Here is a 20,639-nt window from a genome sequence, read left to right as displayed (position 1 = left end):
TTATGCGTTTACAACTTCTTCTTTGGTAGAGATTTGATTAATGAAAAACGAATGCGAAAGGCCTGTTTGTTTCTTAAAAGCAGCCGTAAAAGTATTTACACTTTTATAGCCTATTTCATTAGCGATACCCTTAATCGTATAAGACCTAAATTTTCGATCGAGTTTTAAGCGTTTAATACAATAGGTAATTCTAAGTGTTGTGATGTATTCATTAAATGATTTTTGCAAATGATCATTAATTATTTTTGAAAGATAACTAGTGTTCGTATCCATTAACTTAGCAGTATTGTATAGATTGCAATCCTGTTGGAGATAAAATTCAGTTTTTTCTAATGCTTTCAGTTTACCAAGTAAAGTACTTGCTTTATCATCCGTAATACTGTCTTTTTTGGAAGGTATTTCTGGGACAGTTTCTTTTTCCTCTAAGGTTTGTTGTAATTGAAGATATCTTCGTTTATTTCTTTTATTTCGGTAATATTGAATAAAAGCAAATGATCCAACGAGGACTACAGCTAGCAGCAAAAACAACGCTATCTTCTGTTTTGACGATGTTAGATTTTCATTTTCTTTTTGGAGGGTTACGATATCATTCTGATATAGCTTGTCTTTGGTATTTAGGTTGTCAGTATAAATAGAATCCACAATACTCCGATACGCTTTGCTATAGGCTAATTGTTTTTCTTTATTACCTAACTTTTCCGCAGAACGTTCGGCTAAATCATACATTTCCATAAGTTTATCGACCTGGATCTGATCTTGTACCTTTTTTAGCTGTGTAAAATTTTCAGTTAAATATTGCAAAGCCTTTGTGTACTGTTCTGTTTTATAATGTAGATTAGCTAAGTGTAAATTAATGGTGTAAACCAATGGATTAACCGAGTTAGGCGTATTTTTAAGTAATCTTTCTTTCGTAGATGCCAATAGGGCTAATGCTTCTGGATATTTCTCCTTTGCTATAAGTGCTTCGCCAATATTCGTATTAAATATCGGTATGTGTCTTAAAGAATTAAGTGTTTTAGCTTTGTTGATTCCGAATGTATAGGTTTCAATCGCTTGATCATAATTCCCAAGCAAATAATAACAAACACCGATGCCTAGCGTATTGGACAGGTATGTACCAGAGTAATTCGATATATTTTTATAGTCTTTAGTGCTAAGTTTGCTTATGATTTGCTGATAAGAGTGGAGTGCTGTTTCTACCTTTCCTACTCGTGTTCTGATATTATTAATGTTGGCCAGCAATTGAAGTTCAAAATCCCGAAAATTAGTTGCTTTCGCCAGTTCAACAGCCTCTAAATAATACGGTAAGGAAGTATCATAATCTCTATGGTTGTAATAGGTATTCCCCAATAAATTTAGCGCACTTATTTCATAATGTGCATTGTTGAAGTTTTTACTAATTGCAACTAGTTTATTACCATAATTTACTGCGGTTTCCAGATCTTTCTTGGATGAAGCAATTTTACTTAAATTGAAATAAGAAATGTATTGGATACGATTGTTTTCCTCTAGTTGGCCGCGTTGTAAGTATAATTGATATAAGGATTCACTTTGAAGGTTGCCTGATTTTAAAGCAGTGCTTAAAAATTGCTCAACACTATCAGTTTTCTTTTCGCGAAGTATAAAATCTTTTAAATCCTGATTGATCGTAGGGGGTAAGCTTCGCTGATTATAGCCATAGGCCAAGGAGAGCATTCCAAGTATAAGCAGCAGTCTATATTTCAAAATAAATTGAATACGCATTAGATGATTGTGTGTGAATTTGTGTGTTGAAGATATTTGATTCTTAGGTATTAATCAACAATCGAGGTATTAAATTAAAAGAAACCCTTATTGATCATAACAAACAAAAAGCCCTGAAACTAGTTACAGGGCTTTTGTAGATTATACATAATGACTGTTTAAATAACATTTATAATTATATACGCTTTTTGATATAAAAAGTGTACTGTTATACTTGTAGTACCCCTAAATTAAACTTCTTTTCAATAGGTGCATGATTTGCGGCTTCAATACCCATCGAAATCCATTTTCGGGTATCTAAAGGATCAATAATTGCATCAGTCCAAATCCTTGCTGCAGCATAATAAGGCGATATTTGCTCATCATAGCGTTTCTTTATTTTTTCGAAGAGTGCTTTTTCGTCTTCTTCAGAAATTTTTTCGCCTTTGGCTTTGAGCGAGGCAGTTTCTATTTGTAACAATACTTTCGCCGCCTGTGCACCGCCCATCACTGCCAATTCTGCACTTGGCCAGGCACAAATTAACCTTGGATCGTAAGCTTTACCACACATTGCATAGTTACCGGCACCATAAGAGTTTCCGATAACCACGGTAAACTTAGGAACCACGCTATTACTTACTGCATTCACCATCTTGGCTCCATCCTTTATAATTCCTCCGTGTTCACTTTTACTACCTACCATAAACCCGGTTACATCTTGTAAAAACACTAATGGAATTTTCTTTTGATTACAATTGGCAATAAAACGTGTAGCCTTGTCCGCAGAATCAGAGTAAATCACACCACCAAATTGCATTTCCCCTTTTTTGCTTTTTACAATTTTGCGTTGGTTAGCTACAATACCAACTGCCCAGCCATCGATACGAGCGTAACCCGTTATAATGGTTTGTCCATAACCTTCTTTGTATTCTTCAAAATCGGAGTCATCAACTAGTCTGTTGATGATCTCTTTCATATCATATTGTTCATTACGTGCTTTAGGGAGTATACCATAAATATCTTCAGGCTTTTCTTTTGGTTTGCTCGCAGTGGTGCGATTAAATCCAGCTTTTTCAAAATCACCTATTTTAGACATGATATTTTTGATAGTATCAAGTGCATCTTTGTCATCTTTGGATTTGTAGTCAGTAACGCCAGATATTTCGCAATGCGTTGTAGCTCCCCCAAGGGTTTCATTATCGATACTTTCGCCAATAGCTGCTTTTACCAGATAGCTTCCTGCTAAAAATATACTTCCTGTTTTATCTACAATCAGCGCTTCATCACTCATTATGGGTAGATACGCACCACCGGCCACACAGCTGCCCATTACTGCAGAAATCTGGGTGATTCCCATACTACTCATTACGGCGTTGTTTCTAAAAATTCTCCCAAAATGTTCTTTATCCGGAAAAATTTCATCCTGCATCGGTAGATATACCCCGGCACTATCGACGAGATAAATTATAGGGAGTTTATTTTCTATAGATAATTCTTGAGCTCTAAGGTTCTTTTTACCTGTAATAGGAAACCAGGCTCCGGCTTTCACCGTAGCATCATTGGCCACTACGATACATTGTTTACCACTAACGTGTCCAATTTTTACAACCACACCACCACTAGGACAGCCTCCGTGCTCCTCGTACATATCCTCGCCAGCAAATGCGCCAATTTCGATAGCTTTTTCTTCATTATCCAATAGGTAATTGATTCGTTCTCTTGCCGTCATTTTACCTTTGGCGTGTAGTTTTTCAATTCGCTTTTCACCACCACCAAGCTTTACTTTTGCTAGTCTTCTTTTTAATTCTGAAACTAATAGCTTATTGTGATCTTCGTTTTTATTGAAGTTTAAATCCATGTATATAGGTATTGTGTGATTTTTGCTGCACGAAAATACGAAAAAGACATACATTTTTCATCATACTCAAAATTCATCAATAAATAATCGAAAGGATATGTAGGTATTTGGATTTATATCAATGATATTCAGAGCGTAACAATTATCTTAAAAACAGTAAAGGTTTATATTTTAACGTAATTTTAGAAAAGTGATATGAGCTGAGTAATGGTAATTGTAGAAATTGTAAATGGAAAAGCATTTGATTTATAACATAACTAATTGTGTACGAGTCAATAATTGATAAAGATCTCATAATGTATCTATAAATTGTATTATTTTGGGGATAAAATACCGATATTTGCACTTATTTAAGTTAAACAATGTACTAAACAATAACTATGGGAATGAATAAAAATACAGTGCTCGCATGGGCCACGTTTATTATGATTATTGTAGGTTTATCATTAATTGCTTTAGGTGCTTTTAGATATCGCGATGTCTCTGGATGGGGATTCGCTTCTGTAGGTATTGGTTTTTTAGCTAATGCTTGGGTTTTTAACGCATTAAAAGGAAGAGTTTAATATTTATAATTCACGTATAATACTTTAGGGCTTATGTCAGATGACAAAAAGGTGATTTTCTCCATGTCTGGAGTCACCAAAACGTATAAGAGTGCTAACACTCCCGTATTAAAAAATATATATCTCAGCTTCTTTTATGGAGCAAAAATTGGGATTTTAGGTCTCAACGGATCCGGTAAATCTACCTTACTGAAGATTATTGCTGGCGAGGACAAAAATTATCAGGGAGACGTGGTTTTTGCACCAGGGTATAGTGTAGGTTTTTTAGAACAAGAGCCAAAACTTGATCCGGAGAAAACTGTGCTAGAGGTTGTCAAGGAAGGTGCTGCAGAAACCGTAGCCATACTAGATGAGTATAACAAAATCAACGATATGTTTGGGTTGCCAGAGGTTTATGAAAACCCTGATAAGATGCAGGAGTTGATGGACAAACAAGCTAAGTTACAGGATGAGATAGATGCTAGCAATGCGTGGGAACTAGAGACTAAGCTCGAGATTGCCATGGATGCTTTACGTACTCCCGAAGCAGATAAAAAAATCGGAGTCTTATCTGGTGGTGAAAAGCGACGTGTCGCACTTTGTAGACTGCTATTGCAAGAACCAGATGTTTTACTGCTCGATGAGCCAACGAACCACCTGGATGCAGAATCCGTACATTGGTTAGAGCACCATTTACAGCAGTATAAAGGAACGGTGATCGCTGTTACTCACGACCGCTATTTCTTAGATAATGTAGCGGGATGGATATTAGAGTTGGATAGAGGAGAAGGTATTCCTTGGAAAGGAAACTATTCATCTTGGTTGGATCAAAAAGCCAAGCGATTAGCGCAGGAACAAAAGCAAGCGTCTAAACGCCAAAAAACATTAGAGCGAGAGCTCGAGTGGGTAAAGATGGCACCTAAAGGAAGACAAGCCAAGCAAAAAGCACGTTTGAGTAATTATGACAAATTACTGAATCAAGATCAGAAACAAGTTGATGAAAAATTAGAAATCTATATTCCTAATGGACCAAGACTTGGAACCAATGTTATTGAAGCAAATGGCGTAAGTAAAGCGTTTGGCGACAAGCTGCTTTATGAAGATTTGAATTTTAAATTACCACAGGCAGGTATCGTTGGTATTATCGGACCCAACGGTGCTGGTAAAACAACAATCTTTAAAATGATTATGGGCGAGGAAACTCCTGATAAAGGTGAGTTCATTGTTGGTGACACCGCTAAAATAGCGTATGTTGACCAGGCACATAGCAATATTGATCCTGAAAAAACCATATGGCAGAATTTTAGTGAGGAGCAAGAATTAATCATGATGGGCGGTAGACAGGTAAACTCCAGAGCATACTTAAGCCGTTTCAATTTTAGTGGTAGCGAACAAAACAAAAAAGTGTCAACCTTATCTGGGGGAGAACGTAACCGTTTGCATTTGGCCATGACGCTTAAAGAAGAAGGAAACGTATTGCTACTCGATGAGCCAACCAATGATCTTGATGTGAATACACTACGTGCATTAGAAGAAGGTTTGGAGAATTTTGCAGGGTGTGCGGTGGTCATTTCTCACGACCGCTGGTTTTTGGACCGTATATGTACGCATATTTTAGCATTTGAAGGAAATTCTCAGGTATATTTCTTTGAAGGTAGTTTCTCTGATTATGAAGAAAATAAAAAGAAACGTTTGGGTGGAGATTTGATGCCTAAGCGTATTAAATATAAAAAGTTAGTAAGGTAAATAAGTTATGAAACGTGAGTCCCATAAGACTCACGTTTTTTTTTTGAAGTTTATAGAATATATGTCTTTACAATCAATTAAGGCCATAGCCTTTGATGCTGATGATACCCTTTGGGTCAATGAGCCTTTTTTTAGAACAGCTGAAGAAGAGTTTTGCGAATTGTTAGCAGAATTTATGCCTAGGGATAAGGCTAATCAATTGCTATTTGATGTGGAAATGCGAAATCTTCCCTTATATGGTTATGGAATTAAACCTTTTACGTTATCCTTAATTGAAGCAGCAATTGAAGTCTCTAAGGGTAACGTTAACATAGCACTAATAGAAAAACTAATTGCCAAAGGCAAGGAAATGCTGGACTACCCTGTAGATCTTATTGATGGAATTGAACCTACCTTAGCGACCCTGAGTAAAAAATACCGCCTAGTCATGGCTACCAAAGGCGATTTGTTAGATCAGGAACGTAAATTGATTAAATCAGGCTTAGAGCCTTATTTTCATCATATCGAAATCGTATCGGATAAAACAGAAAAACAGTATACCAAACTGGTAAAACACTTAGATGTACAACCTGAAGAATTTTTGATGGTTGGCAATTCACTAAAGTCAGATATTGTGCCAGTATTGAACATCGGAGCCTATGCTTTTCATATTCCGTTTCATACGACCTGGGCACACGAGGTGTATGAAGGTAAAATTGAAAACGATAAATTTAGAAGTTTTGAAAAGGCAACAGATTTGTTGGAGGTACTTTAATCTCCTTAGGTGATTTGGTCAGAGGTATTTCTATAGGTTTTGCTAAATTCGTGGCAAGTAGCAATAAACTCATCATCAAATTGAAGGGGGACTACCTCACCAGGTTGCATTTGTTGTAGCTGTAAATTACCAATCCGAACACGAACTAATCGTAGGGTCGGATAACCTACAGTACTGGTCATTTTCCGAACCTGTCGATACTTACCTTCTTGAAGTGTAATGGAAACCCAGGATACTGGTCCGTGCCTGGCATCTCTAATCTTTTTACCCCTTGCGGGTAACTCAGGTGGTGAAGGTAATTTATGGACTACACAGGAATTAGTAGTGTACTTTTTACCATTTAAACCAATTTTGACACCACGCTTCATTTTTTCTATGGAATCTTGAGGAATGTCGCCGTCTACCAAACTGTAGTATTCTTTTTCGATGCCACTACTGCAAAAGTAATTACAGACTTTACCATCAGTAGTTAATAAAAGTAATCCCTCTGATTTTTCATCCAATCTTCCTACAGGCATAGTGCCTTCAGGAAAATCGAATAAGGAACCTAACAGTTTTTTTGAGTTCTTTTTCTGTCCATTATTAACAAATTGGCTCAAGTAGCCGTAGGGCTTATAAAGTAGAAAATGAAAATGCTCCTCCATCAATTCAACTACATTAGTTTTTGATACAGGAGCAAATATATTAGTATTCCATTGATTAATCCCTATTAGGATACCAATCTAACTGTACTACTTCTATATCAGGATTACCGTTAGTAACGATTTCTTTAAACTTTGAAACATCACTTAACCCACCGGATCCTCTGTAATGATACGGATACACTTGTTTTGGCTTAAAATCAAGTACAGCATCCGCAGCTTTGTCTACGGTCATGGTGTAGGGTAAATTCATGCATACATAAGCTCTATCTATATTTTTGAGATTACGCATTTCAGCAATATCTTCAGTGTCGCCAGAAAAATAGATACGTTCTCCATCGATAGTCAATACATATCCATTTCCTCTTCCTTTTTCGTGAAACTTCAGCGCTTCTTCTCTTAAGTTGTACATTGGGATAGCTTCCACCGTAATTCCATCAATTTCTTTGGTTTCACCATTATTGATGATAACGATTTGATCGGTATACGCTGCGGGTAGTTTTTCAGCTACAGCTTGCGGTACAATCAATTTGCTGTTTTCGAGATTAAGACTGTCTAATGTTGAAATATTCATATGATCTCCGTGGATATCTGTAATAAAAACTATATCTGGGGTTTTATAAGAAGCGTAGGGTGTAGGACCACCGGTGGGATCTATAAACATCGCTTTGTTGCCCGATTTAATAACGGCAGAAGCGTGAGAAATTGGAATGACTTCTACAGCAGCTTCTTTTTGGCTAGTTTCAATAACTTCCTCTTTTGCTGGTTGTTCTTTAGTATCACTTTCTTTCTTTTTATTTTCCTGGCAACCCAAGAGCGCCAAAAAAAGGATACATAAGGTGGAGTATCTGATAAGCATAGTTTACATTTTTTTAATGTTATTGTGTTTTGTTGCTCTAAGATAAAGTACTGTAATAAGAGCATAAAGTTTATTAGATAGTATTAACATATTTTCGTATTGGAAAAATCAATAGATGATCCCTATTTACTTGGTTTGTCATATAAATGTCATACTAATGTCATAATAGTATCTTAGCATCTTAGAATATCAAAAAATACATTTGCATTGAATTCAGTTAGATCAAAAGTGATTGCCGAAGTGGTAAAAAGTAGGAGAGTAGCTTTAGGGTTAACACAACAGGAAGTAGCGGACTTAACCAAGCTTAGTTTACGCTCTGTACAACGGATCGAAAAAGGAGAAGTGGTTCCCAGGATGCATACGCTAAAAATGTTAGCTCAGCAGCTAGATTTTTCACTTGAAAATTTGGATGAAAGTAACGCTAAACCTCAAAAGTTTAGTAACCAAATGTTGTTTACCGGTCTATTACTTTTTTTGGAAGTAGTAGCGTGGGCTTTCTGGCACAGTCTTCTTTTTATCCCGAAACTACTTTTGAGCTGCTGATGTACATCGCATTAACCATTGCGGTTACTATAGTTATGTTGTACATCATTTGGTCGATAACTGGCAAAAAGTAAAATTAATTATGATCGGAATTGCAGTGCTTTTGGTACTATCCCACGTACTCCTAAAATTTATACTTAAGAAAAATTTAATGGTTTTGGGTTGGACTCCCATTGGTAGACAATTGTTTACATTTCTTTGCGGTACAGTATTGGCTTTAGTTATCCACTTTTTGACGGTCTATCTCAGTGAACTCTTAGGGCTCCAAACATTTACCTATAATGACAATTACGCGTGTAGTATGTTGTTTCGTTCTTTGTTTTATCACTTACAATCTGCATTCACGGAAGAATTAGTATTTAGAGGAGCACTTCTTTTTATTGTAATGAACAGATTTGGAATACGAAAAGCCTTATTTATTTCAGCTTTCTTTTTTGGAATCTATCACTGGTTCTCCTACAATATTTGGGATAAACACCTTATCGCTTATGTTTATGTTTTTATAGCCACTGGTTTTATGGGTTATGTGTATGGCTATAGCTATGCGAAGAGTGGAACCATTTTACTTCCATTAGGTCTTCATCTTGGCTGGAATTACCTGGCTACTTTATGCTGTGATGCAGTTCCATATGGAGAATTGTTATTTGAAAGTGCTAGAGCCGTAACTTATGATGAAAAGGTAGAAACATGGTATTCTTTACTAAAAGCTATAATGCCTCCATTACTAATGCTATTGACATTAAGAATACTATACGCTAAGCAATGGTTGATTTTAAAACATATGAAAGGTACTACTATTAATCAAACCAAAGTTTGATTGCCATAGTGACCACCATGATAATCAAAAATATCTTGACCAAACCATCGCCTTTCTTTACCGACCATCTGCTGGCAAACCAACCCCCGGCTGCATTACCCGTAGCCAGCACAATACCATAGGTATAATTTATTTGTTCATTATACATAAATATGGCAAGCGCAGCGATAGTGTAGATTAAGACGACTACCACTTTAACCGAATTTGATTTGACTAATGAAAACCGGTTGACACTACTTAAGGCAAGGAGTATTAAAATACCGACTCCAGCCTGTATGAATCCACCATAGATTCCAATAAAAAAAAAGCATAATATCGCGATCCAGAAATACTTCCCTTCCACACGCTCTTGTAGTTTTTCGATATCAATTTTGGGTTTAAATACCATAAAGAGCACGATAACTACCATTAAAATGGCCAGTATGCGGTTAAAAAGTTCTCCTTTGATATCAATGGCAATTTTAGCACCAATTATGGAACCAACGAGTGCCGCTATACCCAAAAATAAACTAATCCTAGTAGGAGTGATACCTTTACTTTTAAAACCGGCAATCGAAAAAATACTTTGAATAAAAATTCCAATTCTATTCGTACCATTAGCCACGCCTGGCGGTAACCCCATAAAAATTAAAATCGGAAGTGTAAGCAGAGAGCCGCCACCGGCGATTGTATTTACAATGCCTGCGAATAAACCAACCGCAGCTAAAAGTAGAAGTTCAAGGTAATAAGCCATAAGCATTAGTTACGCCTCAAAAATAGAAAAAGCAATGCGAAATACCTTTTCTATCCCTCTAATTTTAATTTAAATGAATTCATTCGTAGTTTTACTTATAATTCTTAAACCCATTACTATCAAAAGGTCGTTTAACATTATTCCGTTTATACAGACGCTAAGAGATTACTCCTTTTCTTCCTTAAAAGGAGATGCAATCGCAGGAATTACGGTAGGTGTTATTTTAATACCTCAGGCAGTAGCCTATGCGATGTTGATGGGAGCACCACCCATTTATGGATTGTATGCCAGTTTAGTACCCCTGATGGTTTATGCAATATTTGGGAGCTCTAAATACCTTAGCATTGGCCCCGTGGCAATCACGGCAATATTATTGATGAATGGCGTAAGTGAATTGGCTACTCCCTTCAGTGATTTATTTGTTACGTTTTTAATTGTAGCGGGGTTGTTAGTTGGCTTATTTCAAATCTTCCTTGGAATTTTGCGTCTTGGGTTTTTGGTTAATTTAATTTCCCAACCGGTCTTATCGGGCTTTATTTCCGCGGCTGCACTAATTATAGTATTCTCGCAGCTAGGAGGCCTTTTAGGTATTCGTATTCCTAAACAGGATCACCAATTTGAATCGATTATCTATATTTTTAATCACCTAGGTGATTTCAATTGGATTACTACAGCTATAACCATTGGAAGTATGCTGTTGTTTAGTCTCATTAAACTATGGAAAAAGTCGTTTCCATCCGCTTTATTACTGATCTTAGTAACTACGTTAGGTTCCTATTATTTTGATTTACAGGCAATGCAAGTAGCTATAATAGGAGAGGTCCCTACTGGACTTCCTTTTGTAAACATACCCGAATTGTCCATAGCGCAAATCCAGCAATTACTACCCACCATATTATCGGTTACTTTTATTGGGTATGTGGGTAGCATTGGTGTAGCAAAAGCCCTGGAGGTTAAAAAAAGGGATCACACCGTGCGACCAAATCAAGAGCTTTTTGCTCTGGGACTTGCTAAGGTAATTGGTTCTCTATTTTTAGCCATTCCAACCTCTGGTAGCTATAGTAGAACTGCAATCAATGAAGAATCTGGAGCCAAAACCACGGTTTCTTCCCTAGTATCAGCCTTTTTGGTGGTTATTGCGCTTTTAGTGTTGACTCCCTTATTTTATTACATACCCTCAGTAATACTGTCAGTTATTATTGTGTTGTCGGTAGTTAAGCTGATTGATGTCCGCGAAGCCATTCGGTTATTTAAAATACGACGAAGTGACTTTTTGGTTTTCTTAATTACTTTCATAGTTACTTTTTTTATGGGGATGGAAAAAGGGATCTTAGCTGGTGTAATTCTATCCTTCATTTTTATAATTTATCACAGCTCACGTCCGCACTTGGCAGAACTAGTTAATATTCCTTCAACACCTTATTATAAAAATAGAGATCGCTTTCCGGAGGCTTCTTCAACAGAGAAATTATTGATCCTTCGCTTTGACGATCAGCTGTACTTTGCAAACGCAAGTTATTTTAAAGAAGCGATGATACGTTTTGTAGAACAGCGTAAAACCAAGCCCGAATTTTTGATTTTGGATTGCACCAATATGCATGACCTGGATAGTACAGGTTTGCAGGTGCTTATTGATTTATGGAGGTATTTACATCAATATCAAATACAATTTTTATTATCTGGTACCATAGGTCCGGTGCGCGACTTTTTAAAAAGATCTGGATTCACCGAAATGATCGGAGTAGATCACTTTTTCTTAACTATCAATGATGCCGTAGAGTTTACCGAGCATAATACTATTGATCCTACCCGCATGGAGTTTGCGAATCAAACCAATACTAAACGAAGTTTATTGGATTAACGCCACGCTTAATCCTCCTCGTAGAGATAATACTTGACTCCCATACCGTAATTGGTATGACCAATTTTTAATAGATTATTGTTCTTACTATAATTTGGATCGAAACGTTGCCAGGTTCTATTCTTAAAGAAAATTCTTCGCGTATAGGTCTGATATCCTTCTTGTTTATCAGTAAAAGGGAGGAGTGGCCTAAAGGTGGTAGGAACTTTAACAATACCCTTTCTGGTTTCTATTTCACTGTACTTTTTAGTTTGCTCTAGTTTACCGTTTTTATCAGTATAGCCTAACACCTGAATGGATATGAATAAGCCTTCTTTTGGCATGTACACTCCATACTCTTCTATATCCAATTCAAAATTTGCTTTGTCTTCATCGGTTATTTCGAAAATGATATTTTCATAAGGTAATCGTTTATCGGGGTAACCATCTTTACCTTTACTATAAAACTGCATTTTAAATAAGGTAGAAAAACGTTGTTTTTGACCGGATCTACGATTGGATTCTTCCATTTTTACCGGTAGGTAAACGGTAGCTATTTTTGTGTCCTTTTCATAGGGTTTCGGAAAATAGACGGAAATTTCGGACTCCACGGTGGGTAACCAACACTTAAAATAATCATCGTGTATTTCAGAACTTATTTTTTTGGTTTTATACTTTCGTTTCTTTTCACTTACTAAAAACACCTCCTTTAATTCCGACACATCTTTTTCCAACAGTATCGTTTTAGGTAATTTTTGAGTTGCTAGTGCTTTTTCTTTATAGCCTAAAGCGGAAATATATAAGGAATCAATGTCTGAATACCACTTTTGATAAAACAAAAATTTACCATCTTCATCGGCAAAAAGTCCATTACCATTACCAAAAGAAATAGTAGCATAAGAAATAGGGGTGTTGTCCTCTTGGTCAAGTATAGTGTGTCGCTGCCCCCATACTGAAGAAGCTAGACATAAAAAGGTTAACAAAACTATTGTTTTCATAAACGATTTGGGGTTCGGGTTGGTAAAAATACTAATTTCTCAGCACTTCAAAAACCGTATCCGCTTCAAGATCAATTTACAAACTACTAAAATAAACATACGCTTAGCTCAGCATAGCTGAGTTATATTCACCTGAATACAATACCCTTTCTTATAAAGGGGTTTTTCCCTCTTACTTCTTTGCGAATCGTATTGTATCTTTAGTAATCATTTCACACAAAGCATATACTTATGAGAAAAACAACCTTCTCGATTCTGTTTATTATAGTAGTACTACTATGTTTTACTTCTTGTTATTCTGTTAGAATTGTGAGCTCACAAGGGACCGTTAATCCAGATCCTATGAGTGAAAGAGCGGATTTTTATCGCGATAAAATGATTATTGAACTGGACACTGTAGTCAAAGCTAGCGCGTTTACAGACGAAGTAAGTTTTATTGCCTCGGGCACAAGATGTAAATCTGGTAAACTTCACTCTGTAGAGTATAAAAATAGTTTTGGAGCTTCCTTATTGTATTTAGTCACTTTTGGCAGTAGAAGAAAAGTTAAGATTAAGTACGTGTGTTTAAAAACAGAAAATTAAAACGTTATGGCTCATACAACCACATACGCTAAAACCAGTTGGGACACCTTGCATAATAATGGTCCTTTTCCTTTAAAATATCTGCAAATTACAGAATTGGAGAGTAACAGTACGTTACCCAATGCTATTGCAAGATATAATGACGCGACTTTAGAGATTCAACAACTCATACAACAAGCATTAGCGCATAACCAGGGATTCCGTGCTTACGGGTCCAGATGGTCTATGTCTAGCATCGCACATCAAAAGGATAGACTGCATTATAACGGATACATGAATCTGGATATTCCGATACCTGTTGATGCGGTTCGATCAGATTCGCCCTATCAAGTAGAGAATTTATTTTTCTTTCAATGTGGTAATACGATAAAGGAAATCTCCCAAAAACTTTCGCAAAGTGGTAAATCCTTAAAAACCAGTGGCGCCAGTAATGGACAAACTATTGCAGGATGTATCAGTACAGGAGTTCACGGGTCTGCGCTGGATGTAGGCGCCATCCAAGACTACGTGGTGGGCATACAGCTTATTACGGGTCCTAAAGCCAAGGACGTGTTGTATCTGGAGCGGCATACCAAACCAGCACTGACTTCGGCATTTGTACATCAACTGAATGCCACGGTGATTCGAAATGATGAATTATTTAATGCCGCGTTGGTTAGTTTAGGTTCATTTGGATTCATCCATGGAGTAGTCATTGAAGCCGAAGATCGTTTTCTATTACACCGCTACGTACGTAAGGTTGATAAGCAATTAGCCTTGTCATTGGCAGATACTATGGATTTTTCATCTCAGGTTTTGATTCCCGAAGCAGTAGATCGTAACGGTAAACCTCTGCGACCTTACCATTACAAAGTGTTTATCAATCAATATGTCAATGATCCACAGTATGTTATTGAGGTGATGTATAAAAAGCCATATGTCACTCCCTATCCCGATCCATTTACTATCATAAACAAATCTTTATATCGCGATTTGATACATCTGTTAATTAAGATCAGTGAAAAATATCCGAAAACCATACCCTGGTTTATCAAAAAATTAGAGAAGCAAATCTTGCCCGATGTCAATGAAGAAACCTTAGGAACCTTGTATGAAACCTTTTGGGATGCTCCTTATCAAGGACCTGCATTTGCCTGTTCTTTTGGGGTAGACCACAAAGATTCTTCAAAAGTACTAGAATTGCTAACCAAGACCACTTTACAAGAGGGACCCATACCTGGCATTTTTGCGATGCGATTTGTCAAAGGCGGTAAAGCTACGCTAGGATTTACCAAATTTCCGATCACCTGTGTTATCGAAATTGATGGGGTGCTATGGCAAAAAACGAATAAGCTTATAAGTCTTAAAGAATATTCGAATAAAATGATCACGGTGCTGCAGCAGCATAATATAGACTTTACCTTGCATTGGGGTAAGAATGCAGATTGGTCTTATCCAGGGTTAATAAACTATATGTATAGTGCCAAAGCTGAAGAATGGAAAAAATTTCGCACCGCGTTATTGCGACCCGAGTTAGCAAGAGTTTTTTCTAATCATTTTTTAGAAAGTACCAAATTATCAGACTCGGTAAGTGTGGTTCCACAAGACTTAATCGTTTCCTTATGATAGCGTATTCATAAATAGCCCTTATCTTTGGCCTAGCTATGAAAAAGGCCATTTATTACATGCTAATCAGTGCAGTTTGTTTTACTGCCATGAATATCATACTGAAATCATTGGATCACTTTAGCGGACCACAATTGGTGTTGTTCAGGGCTCTTGGTTCTTTATTTTTTACTATTCCATTTTTGTGGTATCATAAAATTCCTGTGTTTGGGATTCAAAAAGGCTTATTGATTGCAAGAGGTTTTGCCGGTGTGACCTCTATGGGGTTATTTTTTGTTTCCATAAGCTACTTACCCGTAGGTTCAGCTGTTTCTCTTCGATATATATCTCCCATATTTGCAACAGTTTTTGCGGTGTTTCTTTTAAAAGAAAAAGTAAAACCCATTCAATGGTTATTTTTTGTCATTGCCTTTATTGGAGTTTTGCTAGCTAAGGGGTTTAATCCACAGATTGAGGGGTTGGGTTTAGTGTTGGTATTGTTGTCCTCAGTATTTAGCGGAATAGTATATGTAATTATTAATAAAATAGGGCATCGAGATCACCCTGTGGTTATCGTCAATTATTTTATGTGTATTTCTGTATTGGTAGGGGGCACCTTAGCCATTTTTAATTGGCAAACGCCAAAAGACTTCGAATGGCTTATCTTATTAAGCCTAGGCTTTTTTGGGTATTTTGGACAATTATTTATGACCAAAGCCTTTCAATCCCAGGCTACAAACAAAGTGGTGGCATTAAAGTATGTGGAGGTCGTCATTACCCTAGTTGCTGGCGTGTTATTATTTGGAGATAGCTATCCCTGGCTAAGCCTGGTTGGCATAGCTTTAATACTTTTAGGACTGGTACTCAATATTTGGTTTGGCAAGCGCAAAGCTGTTTATAAAAAACGTTAAAGCTTTAGTATTTACTGAAAATCTTCATTTAGGTAATACATCAGTTTATTGATGTCTGTAAAGCTTTTAATGGTTATGATCTCACCAGTAATTTTATTGTAGATGACTTCTACAAACAAAAAATTGACATAAAAAATACTGTAGTAAAAATCTCGATTGCGATCATCTACGGTTTTGAGATGAATACCTTTATTCCAGAGATCCTTATATTTTTTTTCTAAGTTCTTTTTATTAAACTTTTGCGATAAAGTAGAAATTTGCATAAGCGTATTAATTTGGGTTTGAGACTTTAGTAATTTACGGTAAAACCATAAGAACTGCAAATTTTTTTCATCACTCATCTGATATCCCTTTTCCCTCATTCAAGTATATAGATCCCTAATTGATGCTTGTAGGTCATATTTCTTTAACATAAATTAGAAAATAACAGCTAATGTGACTTATTCATGAAGTCTGATTTTACAATTGGAATATTGTAAGTCTACAAAAGTTGTAATTGGCTAATTCAATAGTTTGGCTAACTCTTTTGAGGGGAAAACGGATACTGCTTTAGGGTAGTTCCGTTTTCTTATATTATAAAAAGAGTACTGTACTTTGCCGAAAAGCTTGTTGTTAATATGTATCTATTGGACTAGTTTTTAAACATTTAACAAAATTATAAGTAGGGTAAATAACATAATACTGCAATAATATCGTTTATTTTATGCAGTCAACAATGATTACTACCGAAAGAGAAACACTAATAAGGACGTCTAAGGGGCTTACACTAGTAAAAAAACTGGAATCACAAATATACATACCTCGGAAAAATTGTGGTGGTTTGCCTTTTAGGCTCCTTTTTTATGTTTAACAAATTACAAAGGCGCGCTGGGCTATCAAAGCTTTACTAAGAACAAGCCTTCTGTCTAATCCCGTTTTTTAAGCAGTACCAGCTATTTCATTTTATTTTCTTACTTTAGCTATCACACTCACAAGTCCTCTTTTTTTAAGCTCAATACGTAGAATTTTTTAGTTTTTATGGTTTATTTAAAGGAAACACCATATTATCAGGATGCGATCCACGAAATTTCATTTCCTAGTGGTACGTTTTATTTGTTCGACACCTTTGTGGTGGCTGAAGTAAATGAGGGGATTTTATTTACCTGGGAAGAGCACGCCAAACCCGTGGTGGAAGAATTAACACATCTATACGATCATAATGGATCCGATATTGTGTATATCTCCAATCGCGTTCATTCTTACGCTACGCGACCTGCAGATTGGTTGAAATTCTATAAGAGTGACTTTAAACTTCGTGCTTATGGTATTGTAAGTTACTCAAGAAAAAGTATGTTAAATGCGCTTATGGAAAAACTTTTTATGCGCGATCGATTTCAAAACTTTGCCACTTTGGATGAAGCCATCCATTGGGCTAAATCCCTTTCTGAAAAAGTATCAGCGGATCATTGATTCGCTATACGGGTTAAAACTTCTCTCATATAAGACCATACGCCTTGTATTACTGTTCTATTTTTAAGTACTCAGGATTAGTATTTAGGAAGAAATAAAGAACGTATGAAATTTTCTAGAAAGTATGGTATTGCTTTGCTGACCATTGGATGTATGGCACTACTTTATATTGGTATTGTCATTTGGGCCAAAGCTACAATTAAAGAACAATTACAATCTTTGAACAGTACCGATCAAGAATTGCAGTATACAGATATGAGCTTGTCGTTGTTTTCCAGAAGTTGTACTATTTCAGATGTGTATGCCGAAAAGAAAAATAAATTTAAGGTATCAGCTTCACAGTGTTCGTTGAGTGGGGTTGATATCCTATCTTTACTTCGCGGAGACAAGATCATAGTAAACAACCTGGTAATCGATACACCTAACATCATTTTGTACTCCAAGGACAGTACTACTACTCAGGAAAAAAAGAATATCCAAGCTTTATCCACTTCGGTATGGATCAAAAATATACAGCTTACAAAGGGTTCATTTTTGCAAAAAAACAAGAATGACAGTATCCAAGCGATAGCAGTAGATAGTTTTAGTTTAGATATACAAGATTTTAGACTGGATTCTAATACTGTAAAGCAAAAGATTCCTTTTACTTTAAAGGATATTTCTGGTAATGTACGTACAATAAAGACACACTTAAACAACTATTATCAATTTACAATCGACCAATTGAATATAGCATCTTCATATATTCATTTAATAAACTATGCTATAACCCCCACAGTTAGTGAGCAGAATTTTTTACAGCAGATTCATAAAGAACAAGATTATATGAAGCTCCAGGGAGCCTCATTAAAAATAAACAGTCCTCAGTTCATCGAATCTAATGACCTACTAATGATAAAAAGTAAAACTGTACTAATCGATAGTTTACAATTTGATATTTCCAGAAACAAAAAATTACCCGACGATACCAGTAAAAAGAAGCTATACAGCACTTTATTAAAAGATCTCCCTTTCAAGATCAGCATTGATTCACTTGTTGCAACAAAGAGCTACATAAAGTACACCGAACAACCTGATAGTAAATTGGATCCGGGCGTATTAGAATTTCATAACCTTTCACTTAATTCTTCTTCCATAAGTACGTTACCCGATGCCAAAAAAGTAAACATAGTTATCAATGCTGACTATATGAATCAAGCCCCTATAACATTTAATTGGGAAATGGATATGAGGGCAACAGATGATGCCTTTACCATACAAGGAAGTATTAAAGATGTAGAAGCTGCATCGATCAATGCCTTTATAGCACCTACCTTGCATATTGAAGCAGAAGGGAAGTTATCTGAATTCTATTTTACTTTTAGCGGTAATAAACATCGAGCTCTCGGGGATGCTAGTATTCATTATGACCACCTAAAACTAAAGCCTCTGAGGCATAAGGCTAAAATGCTAACCTCTATACTCACCAGAGCAGCTAACTTAATGATAGGGAAACAAAAACATAAAGGAAGGGTGACTAAAAAAGATATCAAAGTTGAAAGAGATCCCACTAAATCATTTTGGAATTATGTTTGGCTTTGTATACGACGAGGGTTAATCAAAACAGTAGAGTCGTAAATCTCGCTCCACACTAAAGTTTTGTGAAAACTATAAGATATTTTGTTGAAGTATATTTTATTTTAGATCAACAAAAATAGTTAGCTAAAAGACGAAATTGATGAAAAAGGAAGATTATAAAATACACATTATAGGAGCAGGGATAAGTGGTTTGATAGCGGCTCAGGTTTTAGAAAATCACGGTTATCATCCCGTTATCCTCGAAAAATCAGATCGAATAGGGGGAAGAGTGACTTCAGATCAATTCGATAACCACACCCTGGATCGTGGATTTCAGGTATTATTAACCGCCTATCCATTGGCCAAAAAATACTTGGATTATAAAGCTTTGGATTTACACCACTTTTTGCCGGGCGCAGCACTATTCAACACTAAAAATATTCAGAAAATTGGGGATCCCTTGCGGTCATTTTCTCTGCTAATACCGACCCTATTATCCGATGCGGCTACGTTTTCGGATAAGTTAAAAATCTTCAAGCTATCTCGTGCCCTAAAAACCAAATCTATTGAAGAAATTTTTGAAGAAGAAGAGCAAACTACCTTAGCCTTCTTGCAATCGTATGGATTTTCTTCAACGGTAATAGATAATTTTTTCAAGCCGTTTTTCACAGGTATATTCCTGGAACCCGACTTACGCACCTCGAGTAGGATGTTTCAATTTGTGTATAAAATGTTCAGCGAGGGTAGCGCGGCAATTCCTAAACGTGGTATCAAAGCCATACCCGAGCAATTATACAATAACCTGAAACATACAACCATTCAATACAGTACCGATGTACAACAAGTAAAAGAAGGCAAGATCATCTTAACGGATGATACTACAATAGATAGCCATTTTACCATTATCGCAACCACACCCAGTAGTTTAATTCAAAATTTGAACAATCAAGAAACGGTTTGGAAAAGTTGTGATACGCTATACTTTGTGACGGCTACTGCGGTTTTGTCTGATGATTTAATTGGTTTAGTCACGGAAGAAGAAAGTCTTATTAATAATATCAACTATTTGCCACAAGTACAAACCTCAGGTGATGATCATGTGTTGTGTGTTACTGTGGTCAAAAAGCATCAATTGACGGAAGAGGAACTCATTACTAAAGTCCAAGAAGAATTGGCAGCCTACTGTGGTATTGTTCGAACTAAGTTTATCAAACGTTATCGCATTAGTCAGGCCTTACCAGATATTACGAATGTGCACTATAGCATGTCGCCTACAGAGACCAACATCTTACCACGGGTATATTTAGCGGGCGATCATTTACTCAATAGCTCGCTTAATGGAGCCATGCTTAGTGGAGAGTTAGCGGCTATGGGTGTAGTCAATGCTTTGGAAGACGGATTGGTCGTAGGGGAATTGACTTCTGAGTATCGCTAAAAGGAAGATCAATTTGCATAGGTTACGATAGCTTTACTACAGATTATCGCATGGTGAAAAGTATAAGT

The 20,639-nt window shown here is 36.3% G+C and carries 19 protein-coding genes; 12 read left to right on the top strand and 7 right to left on the bottom strand.

Going from position 1 to position 20,639, the window contains the following annotated elements; genetic code table 11:
• Both EV197_RS12005 and EV197_RS12000 read right to left on the bottom strand, forming a co-directional pair.
• On the bottom strand, positions 1-1,725 hold the full coding sequence (locus tag EV197_RS12005; protein WP_207224208.1) for an AraC family transcriptional regulator: 1,725 nt from the start codon (positions 1,723-1,725) through the stop codon (positions 1-3).
• Positions 1,726-1,951: 226 nt separating this feature from the next.
• Positions 1,952-3,580: an acyl-CoA carboxylase subunit beta gene (locus EV197_RS12000; RefSeq protein ID WP_130287002.1), complete on the bottom strand. Its 1,629-nt coding sequence runs from the start codon at positions 3,578-3,580 to the stop codon at positions 1,952-1,954.
• Positions 3,581-3,960: 380 nt separating this feature from the next.
• Between EV197_RS12000 and EV197_RS11995 the strand changes: the two genes are divergently transcribed.
• From EV197_RS11995 to EV197_RS11985, 3 genes are all read left to right on the top strand, one after another.
• Complete coding sequence (locus EV197_RS11995) at positions 3,961-4,143, top strand: CAL67264 family membrane protein (protein ID WP_130287001.1); 183 nt, start codon at positions 3,961-3,963, stop codon at positions 4,141-4,143.
• A gap of 33 nt (positions 4,144-4,176) precedes the next feature.
• On the top strand, positions 4,177-5,868 hold the full coding sequence (ettA, locus tag EV197_RS11990) for an energy-dependent translational throttle protein EttA (RefSeq protein WP_130287000.1): 1,692 nt from the start codon (positions 4,177-4,179) through the stop codon (positions 5,866-5,868).
• A 61-nt stretch (positions 5,869-5,929) separates the two neighbouring features.
• Positions 5,930-6,622 (top strand): HAD family hydrolase, encoded by a 693-nt coding sequence (locus EV197_RS11985; protein WP_130286999.1) that lies wholly within the window; start codon positions 5,930-5,932, stop codon positions 6,620-6,622.
• A 5-nt stretch (positions 6,623-6,627) separates the two neighbouring features.
• On the opposite strand, the gene EV197_RS11980 is transcribed toward EV197_RS11985, so the two are convergent.
• Both EV197_RS11980 and EV197_RS11975 read right to left on the bottom strand, forming a co-directional pair.
• Positions 6,628-7,266 carry a pseudouridine synthase gene (locus EV197_RS11980; RefSeq protein ID WP_130286998.1) on the bottom strand — a complete coding sequence of 213 codons (639 nt, stop codon included), beginning with the start codon at positions 7,264-7,266 and terminating at the stop codon, positions 6,628-6,630.
• A 55-nt stretch (positions 7,267-7,321) separates the two neighbouring features.
• Positions 7,322-8,122: an MBL fold metallo-hydrolase gene (locus EV197_RS11975; RefSeq protein WP_130286997.1), complete on the bottom strand. Its 801-nt coding sequence runs from the start codon at positions 8,120-8,122 to the stop codon at positions 7,322-7,324.
• A gap of 207 nt (positions 8,123-8,329) precedes the next feature.
• Between EV197_RS11975 and EV197_RS11970 the strand changes: the two genes are divergently transcribed.
• The gene (locus tag EV197_RS11970; RefSeq protein WP_165389055.1) at positions 8,330-8,665 is read left to right on the top strand and encodes a helix-turn-helix domain-containing protein; all 336 of its coding nucleotides are present in this window, start codon (positions 8,330-8,332) and stop codon (positions 8,663-8,665) included.
• Between the two features lie 82 nt (positions 8,666-8,747).
• Complete coding sequence (locus EV197_RS11965; protein WP_130286995.1) at positions 8,748-9,482, top strand: CPBP family intramembrane glutamic endopeptidase; 735 nt, start codon at positions 8,748-8,750, stop codon at positions 9,480-9,482.
• Here the strand turns inward: EV197_RS11965 and EV197_RS11960 are convergent.
• The gene (locus tag EV197_RS11960) at positions 9,463-10,215 is read right to left on the bottom strand and encodes a sulfite exporter TauE/SafE family protein (RefSeq protein ID WP_130286994.1); all 753 of its coding nucleotides are present in this window, start codon (positions 10,213-10,215) and stop codon (positions 9,463-9,465) included. The genes EV197_RS11965 and EV197_RS11960 overlap by 20 nt on opposite strands.
• Positions 10,216-10,288: 73 nt before the next feature.
• On the opposite strand from EV197_RS11960, the gene EV197_RS11955 reads away from it, so the two are divergent.
• Positions 10,289-12,076: a SulP family inorganic anion transporter gene (locus EV197_RS11955; RefSeq protein ID WP_130286993.1), complete on the top strand. Its 1,788-nt coding sequence runs from the start codon at positions 10,289-10,291 to the stop codon at positions 12,074-12,076.
• Between the two features lie 8 nt (positions 12,077-12,084).
• Here EV197_RS11955 and EV197_RS11950 read toward each other — a convergent pair whose 3' ends face one another.
• Entirely contained in the window at positions 12,085-13,053 is a 969-nt protein-coding gene (locus EV197_RS11950) for a peptidase associated/transthyretin-like domain-containing protein (RefSeq protein ID WP_130286992.1), read from the bottom strand.
• Between the two features lie 231 nt (positions 13,054-13,284).
• Between EV197_RS11950 and EV197_RS11945 the strand changes: the two genes are divergently transcribed.
• The 3 genes from EV197_RS11945 to EV197_RS11935 are packed head-to-tail and all read left to right on the top strand — an operon-like array spanning position 13,285 to position 16,130.
• Entirely contained in the window at positions 13,285-13,635 is a 351-nt protein-coding gene (locus EV197_RS11945) for a hypothetical protein (protein ID WP_130286991.1), read from the top strand.
• Between the two features lie 6 nt (positions 13,636-13,641).
• Positions 13,642-15,240 carry an FAD-linked oxidase gene (locus EV197_RS11940; protein WP_130286990.1) on the top strand — a complete coding sequence of 533 codons (1,599 nt, stop codon included), beginning with the start codon at positions 13,642-13,644 and terminating at the stop codon, positions 15,238-15,240.
• A gap of 38 nt (positions 15,241-15,278) precedes the next feature.
• Complete coding sequence (locus EV197_RS11935) at positions 15,279-16,130, top strand: DMT family transporter (RefSeq protein WP_242610723.1); 852 nt, start codon at positions 15,279-15,281, stop codon at positions 16,128-16,130.
• An 11-nt stretch (positions 16,131-16,141) separates the two neighbouring features.
• On the opposite strand, the gene EV197_RS11930 is transcribed toward EV197_RS11935, so the two are convergent.
• Positions 16,142-16,393, bottom strand: coding sequence for a hypothetical protein (locus tag EV197_RS11930; RefSeq protein ID WP_130286989.1), 252 nt, complete (start codon positions 16,391-16,393; stop codon positions 16,142-16,144).
• 754 nt (positions 16,394-17,147) lie between these two features.
• Here EV197_RS11930 and EV197_RS11925 point away from each other — a divergent pair.
• The 3 genes from EV197_RS11925 (at position 17,148) to EV197_RS11915 (ending at position 20,571) form a co-directional block, all read left to right on the top strand.
• A complete protein-coding gene (locus EV197_RS11925) occupies positions 17,148-17,579 on the top strand; it encodes a hypothetical protein (RefSeq protein WP_130286988.1) in 432 nt (143 codons plus the stop codon).
• 105 nt (positions 17,580-17,684) lie between these two features.
• Positions 17,685-19,196, top strand: coding sequence for a DUF748 domain-containing protein (locus EV197_RS11920; RefSeq protein WP_130286987.1), 1,512 nt, complete (start codon positions 17,685-17,687; stop codon positions 19,194-19,196).
• A 100-nt stretch (positions 19,197-19,296) separates the two neighbouring features.
• The gene (locus EV197_RS11915) at positions 19,297-20,571 is read left to right on the top strand and encodes an NAD(P)/FAD-dependent oxidoreductase (protein WP_130286986.1); all 1,275 of its coding nucleotides are present in this window, start codon (positions 19,297-19,299) and stop codon (positions 20,569-20,571) included.
• Positions 20,572-20,639: the final 68 nt, after the last annotated feature.

The sequence above is a fragment of the Aquimarina brevivitae genome, from assembly GCF_004216895.1.
In the GTDB taxonomy this organism is placed as follows: Bacteria; Bacteroidota; Bacteroidia; order Flavobacteriales; family Flavobacteriaceae; genus Aquimarina; species Aquimarina brevivitae.
Note: the sequence above shows the minus strand (reverse complement) of the source record. Positions and strands in the feature narration are given on the sequence as shown.

Excerpts from the sequence above, each read along its gene's own strand:
- EV197_RS11930 (WP_130286989.1), bottom strand. The coding sequence starts at position 16,393 with ATGCAAATTTCTACTTTATCGCAAAAGTTTAATAAAAAGAACTTAGAA.
- EV197_RS11920 (WP_130286987.1), top strand. The coding sequence starts at position 17,685 with ATGAAATTTTCTAGAAAGTATGGTATTGCTTTGCTGACCATTGGATGT.
- EV197_RS11960 (WP_130286994.1), bottom strand. The coding sequence starts at position 10,215 with ATGGCTTATTACCTTGAACTTCTACTTTTAGCTGCGGTTGGTTTATTC.
- EV197_RS11965 (WP_130286995.1), top strand. The coding sequence starts at position 8,748 with ATGATCGGAATTGCAGTGCTTTTGGTACTATCCCACGTACTCCTAAAA.
- EV197_RS11950 (WP_130286992.1), bottom strand. The coding sequence starts at position 13,053 with ATGAAAACAATAGTTTTGTTAACCTTTTTATGTCTAGCTTCTTCAGTA.
- EV197_RS11955 (WP_130286993.1), top strand. The coding sequence starts at position 10,289 with ATGAATTCATTCGTAGTTTTACTTATAATTCTTAAACCCATTACTATC.
- EV197_RS11945 (WP_130286991.1), top strand. The coding sequence starts at position 13,285 with ATGAGAAAAACAACCTTCTCGATTCTGTTTATTATAGTAGTACTACTA.
- EV197_RS11975 (WP_130286997.1), bottom strand. The coding sequence starts at position 8,122 with ATGCTTATCAGATACTCCACCTTATGTATCCTTTTTTTGGCGCTCTTG.
- EV197_RS11980 (WP_130286998.1), bottom strand. The coding sequence starts at position 7,266 with ATGGAGGAGCATTTTCATTTTCTACTTTATAAGCCCTACGGCTACTTG.
- EV197_RS11925 (WP_130286988.1), top strand. The coding sequence starts at position 17,148 with ATGGTTTATTTAAAGGAAACACCATATTATCAGGATGCGATCCACGAA.
- EV197_RS11985 (WP_130286999.1), top strand. The coding sequence starts at position 5,930 with ATGTCTTTACAATCAATTAAGGCCATAGCCTTTGATGCTGATGATACC.
- EV197_RS11940 (WP_130286990.1), top strand. The coding sequence starts at position 13,642 with ATGGCTCATACAACCACATACGCTAAAACCAGTTGGGACACCTTGCAT.
- EV197_RS12000 (WP_130287002.1), bottom strand. The coding sequence starts at position 3,580 with ATGGATTTAAACTTCAATAAAAACGAAGATCACAATAAGCTATTAGTT.
- ettA (WP_130287000.1), top strand. The coding sequence starts at position 4,177 with ATGTCAGATGACAAAAAGGTGATTTTCTCCATGTCTGGAGTCACCAAA.
- EV197_RS11995 (WP_130287001.1), top strand. The coding sequence starts at position 3,961 with ATGGGAATGAATAAAAATACAGTGCTCGCATGGGCCACGTTTATTATG.
- EV197_RS11915 (WP_130286986.1), top strand. The coding sequence starts at position 19,297 with ATGAAAAAGGAAGATTATAAAATACACATTATAGGAGCAGGGATAAGT.
- EV197_RS11935 (WP_242610723.1), top strand. The coding sequence starts at position 15,279 with ATGAAAAAGGCCATTTATTACATGCTAATCAGTGCAGTTTGTTTTACT.